9 protein-coding genes and 2 rRNA genes are annotated in these 8,432 nt (G+C 72.3%); 9 read left to right on the top strand and 2 right to left on the bottom strand.

What is annotated here, in order from left to right; all coding sequences use genetic code 11:
- The 4 genes from DMH12_RS35255 to DMH12_RS39485 form a co-directional block, all read left to right on the top strand.
- Window positions 1–105 (top strand): 23S ribosomal RNA (locus DMH12_RS35255); the annotation flags it as partial.
- Window positions 106–212: 107 nt separating this feature from the next.
- Window positions 213–329 (top strand): 5S ribosomal RNA (gene rrf / locus DMH12_RS35250).
- A 441-nt stretch (window positions 330–770) separates the two neighbouring features.
- Window positions 771–1,652, top strand: a complete 882-nt coding sequence (locus DMH12_RS39490) for a hypothetical protein (protein WP_260474461.1) — start codon at window positions 771–773, stop codon at window positions 1,650–1,652.
- A complete protein-coding gene (locus tag DMH12_RS39485; protein ID WP_221763149.1) occupies window positions 1,544–2,290 on the top strand; it encodes a tetratricopeptide repeat protein in 747 nt (248 codons plus the stop codon). Before DMH12_RS39490 ends, DMH12_RS39485 begins: the two co-directional genes overlap by 109 nt.
- A gap of 49 nt (window positions 2,291–2,339) precedes the next feature.
- Here the strand turns inward: DMH12_RS39485 and DMH12_RS35235 are convergent, their stop codons facing one another.
- Window positions 2,340–3,632: a DUF1015 domain-containing protein gene (locus DMH12_RS35235; protein WP_125495393.1), complete on the bottom strand. Its 1,293-nt coding sequence runs from the start codon at window positions 3,630–3,632 to the stop codon at window positions 2,340–2,342.
- A 72-nt stretch (window positions 3,633–3,704) separates the two neighbouring features.
- On the opposite strand from DMH12_RS35235, the gene DMH12_RS35230 reads away from it, so the two are divergent.
- From DMH12_RS35230 to DMH12_RS35215, 4 genes are all read left to right on the top strand, one after another.
- Window positions 3,705–4,736, top strand: a complete 1,032-nt coding sequence (locus DMH12_RS35230) for an HAD hydrolase-like protein (RefSeq protein WP_125495392.1) — start codon at window positions 3,705–3,707, stop codon at window positions 4,734–4,736.
- A gap of 69 nt (window positions 4,737–4,805) precedes the next feature.
- Window positions 4,806–5,852: an iron ABC transporter permease gene (locus DMH12_RS35225; protein WP_125495391.1), complete on the top strand. Its 1,047-nt coding sequence runs from the start codon at window positions 4,806–4,808 to the stop codon at window positions 5,850–5,852.
- A gap of 50 nt (window positions 5,853–5,902) precedes the next feature.
- Window positions 5,903–6,940 (top strand): iron chelate uptake ABC transporter family permease subunit, encoded by a 1,038-nt coding sequence (locus DMH12_RS35220; protein WP_185832734.1) that lies wholly within the window; start codon window positions 5,903–5,905, stop codon window positions 6,938–6,940.
- The gene (locus tag DMH12_RS35215) at window positions 6,937–7,836 is read left to right on the top strand and encodes an ABC transporter ATP-binding protein (RefSeq protein WP_125495389.1); all 900 of its coding nucleotides are present in this window, start codon (window positions 6,937–6,939) and stop codon (window positions 7,834–7,836) included. The genes DMH12_RS35220 and DMH12_RS35215 overlap by 4 nt, the downstream gene beginning before the upstream one ends.
- Here the strand turns inward: DMH12_RS35215 and DMH12_RS35210 are convergent.
- Window positions 7,820–8,167, bottom strand: a complete 348-nt coding sequence (locus tag DMH12_RS35210) for a sterol-binding protein (protein WP_125495388.1) — start codon at window positions 8,165–8,167, stop codon at window positions 7,820–7,822. The genes DMH12_RS35215 and DMH12_RS35210 overlap by 17 nt on opposite strands.
- Window positions 8,168–8,209: 42 nt before the next feature.
- Between DMH12_RS35210 and DMH12_RS35205 the strand changes: the two genes are divergently transcribed.
- On the top strand, window positions 8,210–8,432 hold a 223-nt coding region (locus DMH12_RS35205; protein ID WP_125495387.1), incomplete at its 3' end, for a hypothetical protein.

The raw sequence follows: 8,432 nt of genomic DNA, 5'->3' as shown, positions 1-8,432 counted from the left end.
TTGAGGGGTTAAGGCTCCCAGTAGACGACTGGGTTGATAGGCCGGATCTGGAAGCACCGCAAGGTGTGGAGGTGACCGGTACTAATAGGCCGAGGGCTTGTCCTCAGTTGCTCGCGTCCACTGTGTTAGTTCTGAGGCAACGAACAGTTGCCGGCTTTCGAGCTGAACAGAACAATTGAAGAGTGTGCTTGTTCGCTCGAAACCATTAGGGTTTCGGTGGTCATAGCGTAGGGGAAACGCCCGGTTACATTCCGAACCCGGAAGCTAAGCCTTACAGCGCCGATGGTACTGCAGGGGGGACCCTGTGGGAGAGTAGGACGCCGCCGAACAATCTTTGGGAAGGACCCCTGGTCCCCAGCGTTCAGCTGGGGACCAGGGGTCCTTTCGTTTTTCCAGGGCGCACCGGGTACCCGGCTGCGCGAGAATGACTTGCGGTACCGAAGACAGGAGTCACCCGATGTCCACCAACTCTCCCGACGACCGACCGGAGCGCGATCAGCGGCGCCGGGACAGTGGTGACCGCGGCGACCGTGGGGGGCAGCGCGGAGACCGTGGTGGCTTCCGTCGGGACAACGACCGTGACCGCGGCGGGCAGCGTGGTGGCGGCTTCCGCCGCGACGACCGTGACCGCGGGCCGCGTCGCGATGACCGCGATCGGGGCGGTGACCGCGGGTTCCGTCGCGACGACCGTCCCTCATTCCGCCGCGACGACCGCGGTGACCGCGGTGACCGCGGCGATCGTCCTGCCTTCCGCCGCGACGACCGCCGCGATGACCGTCGTGATGACCGTCGTGATGACCGTCGTGACGACCGTGGTGACCGTCCCTCGTTCCGTCGTGACGACCGGGGCGGGCAGCGCGGTGGCTTCCGTCGTGACGACCGGCGCGATGACCGTCCCTCGTTCCGTCGCGACGACAACCGAGGTGGCGGGTACGGGCGTCGAGACGACCGTGACCGTGGACCGCGTCGTGACGACCGCGGTGACCGTCCCTCGTTCCGCCGTGACGACCGCGGTGACCGTCCCTCGTTCCGCCGTGACGACCGCCGGGATGACCGACCTTCGTTCCGCCGCGACGACCGCCGGGATGACCGTCCCTCGTTCCGCCGTGACGACCGGCGCGACGAGCGCCCCTCGTACCGCCAGGACGACCGCCGCGACGACCGCCGTGACGACCGCCGTGAGCGTCCGTCCTACCGTCGCGATGACCGGCGTGACGACCGTCGGGACGACCGGCGTGACGACCGTTCTCCGTTCCGTCGTGACGACCGTGGTGACCGTGGTGCCCGTCCCGCCTACCGTCGTGACGACCGTGGTGACCGTCGCGACGACCGGGGCGACCGCGGTGGCTTCCGTCGGGACGACAACCGCGGGGGCGACCGCGGTGGGTTCCGTGGCCGGGACGACCGCGGTGGGCGTGGGCCGCGTCGGGACGACCGTGGCGGCCGGCCCGGAGGCTTCCGGGGGCGCGACGACCGGCAGGGTGGCGGTGGACGCTTCCGTGAGGAGCGGGACCGTGACCGGGACCGGGAGCCGATCAAGCGCCTGCCGATCCCCGAGGAGGTCACGGGCGACGAGATCGACAAGGACGTACGGCAGGAGCTGCAGAGCCTGCCCAAGACGCTCGCGGAGGACGTCGCCAGGAACCTGGTGATGGTCGCCAGGCTGCTGGACGAGGACCCCGAGGCGGCGTACGGCTACTCCAGGGTGGCCCTGCGGCTGGCGTCCCGTGTCGCCGCCGTACGGGAGGCCGCCGGTTTCGCGGCGTACGCCAACCAGAAGTACAGCGAGGCGCTGGCGGAGTTCCGTGCCGCGCGGCGCATGACCGGGTCCGTGGAGCTGTGGCCGGTGATGGCCGACTGCGAGCGTGGGCTGGGCCGTCCGGAGAAGGCGCTGGACATGGCCGGCACCCCCGAGGTGCACAAGCTGGACAAGGCCGGTCAGGTCGAGATGCGTCTCGTGGCGGCCGGCGCCCGGCGCGACATGGGGCAGCTGGACGCGGCCATCGTGACGCTGCAGAGCCCCGAGCTGGCCTCCAACTCCGTGCAGCCGTGGACCGCGCGGCTGCGGTACGCCTACGCCGACGCGCTGCTGGCCGCGGGCCGTGAGCAGGAGGCGCGGGAGTGGTTCGCGAAGGCCGTGGAGTCCGACCGGGACGGCAGCACGGACGCCTCCGACCGGCTGGCCGAGCTGGACGGCGTGGACTTCGTGGACGCCCTCGACGAAGGTGCGGACGGCGCCGGGGAGAGCACGGCCGTTCAGGACGAGGCCGAGGACGGCGACAAGGACTGACGCGACGTCGAAGGGGCGGGACCGTACGTACGGTCCCGCCCCTTCCGCGTTACGCGTCGAGTGCGCGCAGCACCAGACCGGAGGCCGGCTTCGGGCCGAAGGACGTCGACTTGCGGGGCATCGTGACGCCCTGCCGGGCCAGGTCGCGGACGACCTCCTCGCGGACCGGGTGCATCAGCACCGCCGTACCGCCGTCGCGTTCCGCCTTCTCGACCGTGGCCGCCGTGTCGTGGATGTAGGAGACGTGGGCCGCGGAGTCGTCCGGGATGTGCCAGAGGTGGGCGAGGAGTGTGGTGTGCAGGACGGTGGCGTCCAGTGTGCGCCAGGCGTCGGGCCGGTCGGTGGGGACCGTGCGGGCCAGCAGACCGGGTTCGGGGCGGTCCACGAGGTGGAAGGCGCCGTCGCCGGCGAGCAGGAAGGCGTTGCCCGCGTCGGCCGCCTTCGCCAGGGTGTCCAGGGACTCGGCCAGCGGAGTCTCCAGGCGGCGGACCTGGAAGTGGCCGTCCAGGGCGGCGACGGCGTCCCGCACCGGGAGGTCGTGCAGCAGGCGGTGGATGGCGCGGACCCGCAGCGGATAGCGGACCGTGTCGACCAGGAGGACCAGGCCGTGGTCCCACGGGCTGGGGGAGGGGTGCTCGGCGCGGAGGGTGCGGTAGGTCGCCCAGCGGTGGTGGCCGTCCGCGATGAGGGCCTGGTGCCGTGCCAGCTCGCCGCGGACCCGGGCCACGGCGCCGGGGTCGGTGACCGACCACAGCCGGTGGCGGTAGCCGTCCTCCGTGGTGGTCGCGAGCAGCGGTGGCTGTCCGGCGGTGTGTTCCACGAGGGCGGTCGTAGCGGACGTGGTGTCGTCGCCGCGGTAGGTCAGCAGCAGGGGTTCGAGGTTCGTCCAGGTGGCGCGCATGAGCGCCGCGCGGTCGGCGACGACGTGCGGCATGACGTCCTCGTGCGGCAGGACCACTTGCTCGGCGGGGTCCGACACGCGCAGGGCGCCGATGATGCCGCGTTGCAGGAGGCCGTCGCCGGCGCGCTGTTCGTAGACGTACAGGCCCGGTTCGGGGTCGGTGGTCAGGACGCCTTCCGCCAGCCAGCGCCGCAGGGTCTGGGCGGCCTGTTGGTGGCGTGCCTCCGGGGTGGCGGCCTGGGGCAGGATCAGGCGGACGATGTTGTGCGGGTCGGCGGACTCCAGGTGCAGCAGGCCGTCGGGGCGGACCACGACGTCGTAGGGCGGGGACGTCACGGCGGCCAGGCTGCCGACCCGGTCGGGGTCGTAGCGGAGGCCTCGGAACGGGGTGAGTTCCAGGCCCCGGTGCGCCGTTGCTTCCGGGTGACCTGCAGTGTTCATCCCGGCATCGTACGTCTGTCGGTGGCATGGGGGATGATCGGGGGAAAGGCGTCGAACGAGGAGCGATGTGCAATGAGCCGGAGCGTCAGGACGAGGCCCGCGGGCAGTGGGCGGCACCTGAGCGAGGCGTACGACACGGCGCTGCTCGACCTGGACGGCGTGGTGTACGCCGGGGGGAACGCGATCGCGCACGCGGTCGACTCGCTCGCCGTGGCCCGCGACGGCGGCATGCACCTGGCGTACGTGACGAACAACGCCCTGCGGACGCCGGACGCGGTGGCCGAGCACCTGACCGAGCTGGGGATCGCGACGGACGCCGCCGATGTCATCACGTCCGCCCAGGCGGTGGCCCGGCTGATCGCCGACCAGATGCCGTCGGGGTCGCGGGTGCTGGTCGTCGGGGGCGAGGGACTGCGCGTGGCGCTGCGTGAACGCGGCCTCGAGCCCGTGGAGTCCGCCGAGGACGACCCGGCGGCCGTGGTGCAGGGGTACGGCGGGCCCGAGCTGCCGTGGGGGCGGTTCGCCGAGGCGTGCTACGCCGTCGCGCGGGGTCTGCCCTGGTACGCCTCCAACACCGACCTCACCATTCCGGGCGCCCGGGGAATCGCCCCGGGCAACGGCGCGGCGGTGGAGGTGGTGCGGATCGCGACCGGCGCCGAGCCGCAGGTCGCGGGGAAGCCGTTGCCTCCCATGCACCGGGAGACGATCCTGCGCACCGGCGCGCGGCGGCCGTTGGTGGTCGGGGACCGCCTGGACACGGACATCGAGGGCGCGTTCAACGGCGAGGTCGACTCGCTGCTGGTCCTGACCGGCGTGACCGACGGCGCCCAGCTGCTGTCCGCGCCGCCGCGGCACCGGCCGACGTACGTCGACGCGGATCTGCGCGGACTGCTCACCGGGCAGCCGGAGGTCACCGGTGACGCGGACGGCGGATTCGGCTGCGGCGGCTGGACGGCGACGGCGGGCGAGGGCCGGCTGGAAGTGGAGGGCGACGGCGAGGCGCTGGACGGTTTGCGTGCCTTGTGCGCGGCGGCCTGGACGGCCGGCGGGGAGGAAGGGTGCGGCCTGGACTCGGGGAAGGCGCTGGCGCGTCTGGGGCTGTGAGCCGGGGCGGGAGGCGGTCTCACGTCACGGGATCGTGATCGCTTGGCAGGGTAGGCTAGCCTAACCAGCGTGTTGGTCGAGAGTCCCCCCGAACAGCGCGCGGAGACCGTCCCCGCGCCGCCCGCCAAGCGCCGCGTCCTGCGTGCCGCGGGGCTGCCCGTGTCCGTGGCCGTGCTCGTGACCATCGCGTTGGCGAGCATCGCGATCGGTGCGAAGGACCTGTCCCTGGCGCAGGTCTGGCACGGTCTGTTCCACGACTCGGGTACCTACGGCGACGTCGTGGTCGGCGAACGCCAGTCGCGGACCGTCCTCGGTCTGCTGGCCGGCGCCGCGCTCGGCCTCGCGGGCGCGGTGCTCCAGGCGCTCACCCGCAATCCACTGGCCGACCCCGGACTGCTCGGCATCAACGCCGGCGCCTCGGCCGCGGTCGTCACGGCCATCACCTTCTTCGGCGTCACCTCGCTGACCGGATACGTCTGGTTCGCCTTCGCCGGGGCCGCCGGAGTCGGTGCGCTGGTCTGGTTCCTGGGCGGCAGCCGGGGGGCCACGCCGGTGCGGCTGGTCCTGGCCGGCACCGCGATCAGCGCAGCGCTGTTCGGCTACCTCCAGGCCGTGATGATCATGGACGACGCGGCGCTGGGCAGGATGCGCTTCTGGACGGTGGGTTCGCTCGCCTCGGCGACCGACGACACCATCATGGAAGTGCTGCCGTTCTTCGCTGTGGGCACGATCCTCGCGCTCGCGCTCGCCCGGCCGCTCAACGCGATGGAGATGGGCGACGACACCGCCAAGGCCCTCGGCGCCAATCTGAACCGCACCCGGGCGCTGGCCATGCTCGCCGCGACCGTGCTGTGCGGGGCGGCGACCGCGGCCTGTGGGCCGATCGTGTTCGTCGGCCTGATGGTCCCGCACATCGTCCGCTCCTTCACCGGGCCCGACCTGCGCTGGATCCTGCCGTACGCCGCGATCCTGTCGCCCGTGCTGCTGCTGGGCGCGGACGTCCTCGGCCGGATCGTCGCACGGCCCGCGGAGCTCCAGGTGGGCATCGTCACCGCCGTCCTCGGCGGGCCGGTCTTCATCTATCTCGTACGACGGCGGAGGACGGCCCAGCTGTGAGCACCGCGAAGACCGTGAGGACCGTGAAGACCGCCAAGAACGCCAAGACCCTGAAGAGCAACCGATCCGTCCGCGGCCCCGGTGGCCTGTCGTTCCGCCTCGACGTGCGGGCCGTGGTCGTCGTCGCCCTGCTGCTGGTCGTCGCGCTCGCCGCGAGTGTGGTGCTGATCGGCACCGGCGACTTCGAGATACCGGCCGCCGACGTGCTGCGGACCCTGGCCGGCGAGGGCAACGCCGGCCAGGAGTTCATCGTCAACGAACTGCGGCTGCCGCGGGTCCTGGTCGGACTGCTGGTCGGCGCCGCGCTCGGCGTCGGAGGGGCGCTGTTCCAGGCCATCTCCCGCAACCCGCTCGGCAGTCCGGACGTACTCGGCCTCGGGCAGGGCGCGACGGCCGGCGCGCTCATCATGATCGTCCTGTTCTCCGGCAGTTCCGCCCAGGTCACCTTCGGCGCCCTCGCCGGCGGCCTGGTGACCGGTACCGCCATCTATCTGCTCGCCTGGAAGCGGGGCGTGCACGGGTACCGGCTGGTCCTGGTCGGCATCGGCGTGTCCGCGATCGTCACGGCGGTCAACGGCTACCTCCTCACCCGGGCCGACATCGTCGACGCCTCCCGCGCCGTCGTCTGGATGACCGGCTCCCTCAACGGGCGCGACTGGGACCAGGTCTGGCCGCTGCTCGCGCTGTGCGCCGTGCTCGTGCCGCTCGTGCTGGGCAACGGACGGGCGCTGCGGATGATGGAGATGGGCGACGACGTCTCGTACGCCCTCGGGGTGCGCGTCGAGCGGGTGCGCGCGCTGCTGATGGTGGCCGCCGTGCTGCTGACCGCCGCCGCCACGGCCGCCGCCGGCCCGGTCAGCTTCGTGGCGCTCACCGCGCCGCAGCTGGCCCGGCGGCTGACCCGTTCGCCGGGTCCCAACCTGCTGCCCTCCCTGTGCATGGGCGCCGCGCTGCTGGTGAGCGCCGACTGGATCTCGCAGCGGGCCTTCGGCGCCGACCAGCTGCCCGTGGGCGTGGTCACCGGTGTACTCGGCGGCGTCTACCTGCTGTGGCTGCTGGTCACCGAGCGCAAGGCGGGCCGGATATGAGCGCCGGCACCCGTGCTCGCAGCGGGCCGAACGACCAAAGGAGCAACGTGAACCGCCTGACCGCCGAGAACGTCACCCTCGCCTACGACCAGCGGGTCATCGCGGAGCAGCTGTCGGTGGAGATACCCGACAACTCCTTCACGGTGATCGTCGGCCCGAACGCGTGCGGCAAGTCGACCCTGCTGCGGGCCCTGTCGCGGATGCTCAAGCCCACCCAGGGCCGGGTGCTCCTGGACGGGTCGGTCATCCAGTCGATGCCCGCCAAGCGGGTCGCGCGGACCCTCGGCCTGCTGCCCCAGTCCTCCATCGCGCCCGACGGGATCACCGTCGGCGACCTCGTCGGCCGCGGCCGCTACCCGCACCAGGGTCTGCTGCGGCAGTGGTCGACGGAGGACGAGCGGGTCGTCCAGGAGTCCATGGCGCAGACCGGCGTCTCCGAACTCGCCGAGCGCTACGTCGACGAACTCTCCGGCGGTCAGCGCCAGCGGGTGTGGATCGCCATGGCGCTCGCCCAGCAGACCCCGCTGCTGCTCCTCGACGAGCCGACGACATACCTGGACATCCAGCACCAGATCGACGTCCTCGACCTGTGCGCCGAACTCCACGAGGAGCAGGGCCGCACGCTCGTGGCGGTCCTGCACGACCTCAACCACGCCGCCCGGTACGCCACCCACCTCATCGCGCTGCGCGAGGGGGAGATCATCGCCGAGGGCGCGCCGGGGGACATCGTCACGGCCGACCTAGTCGAGCGGGTCTTCGGGCTGCGCTGCCAGGTCATCGACGACCCGGAGACGGGGACGCCGCTGGTGGTGCCGGCCGCGCGCAAGGCTCGGGGCGCGGGCGGCACCCAGCTCGGCAAGGGGGTCCGGAAGGTGGCGGCTACAGAAGCTTCCTGAGCCGGAACAGATCGCGCAGGCCCGCCTCCAGCCGCACCCGGCCCGAGCCCCAGGCCTTGGCGAAGTTCAGCTCGCCGGCGACCAGCGCCACCAGGTCGTCGCCGGTCATCGCCAGCCTGATCTCGGCCTTCTCGCGCGGGGGGCCTGCCATGGTCTCGCGCACGTCGATCCCGCCGTCCGCCATGCGTCCGGCGAAGGTGACGTCCAGGTCGGTGATGTGGCAGCTCACCGAGCGGTCCAGCGCGGCGGCCGACCGCACGTCCCCTTCGGCGCCCCGCATGTCGTCCGAGAGCTTGTCGAGTGCGGCGCGGCACTCCTCAGTCGTCGCCATCGGGACGAACCGTACCCCAGCGGTACGCGGTAGCGTCGGGGCATGAGCGACGCAGTACCGGAGCCGGCGGTCCAGGAGAACGGGGCCGGGCCGGAGCCCGAGGAGGCGGAGTCCGGGTACGAGCCCGCGGCCCCCGCCCCGCTGGGCGCCCCCCGCACCCCGACCGGCAACGCCGAGGTCGACGCCCGGCTGGCCCGGCTGGCCGACGCAGACCACCTGGCCACGGACGGACATGTCGAGGTGTACGAGGATGTACACCGGGGGC

It is taken from the genome of Streptomyces sp. WAC 04229 (assembly GCF_003947455.1).
Classification (GTDB): Bacteria; Actinomycetota; Actinomycetes; order Streptomycetales; family Streptomycetaceae; genus Streptomyces.
Note: the sequence above shows the minus strand (reverse complement) of the source record. Positions and strands in the feature narration are given on the sequence as shown.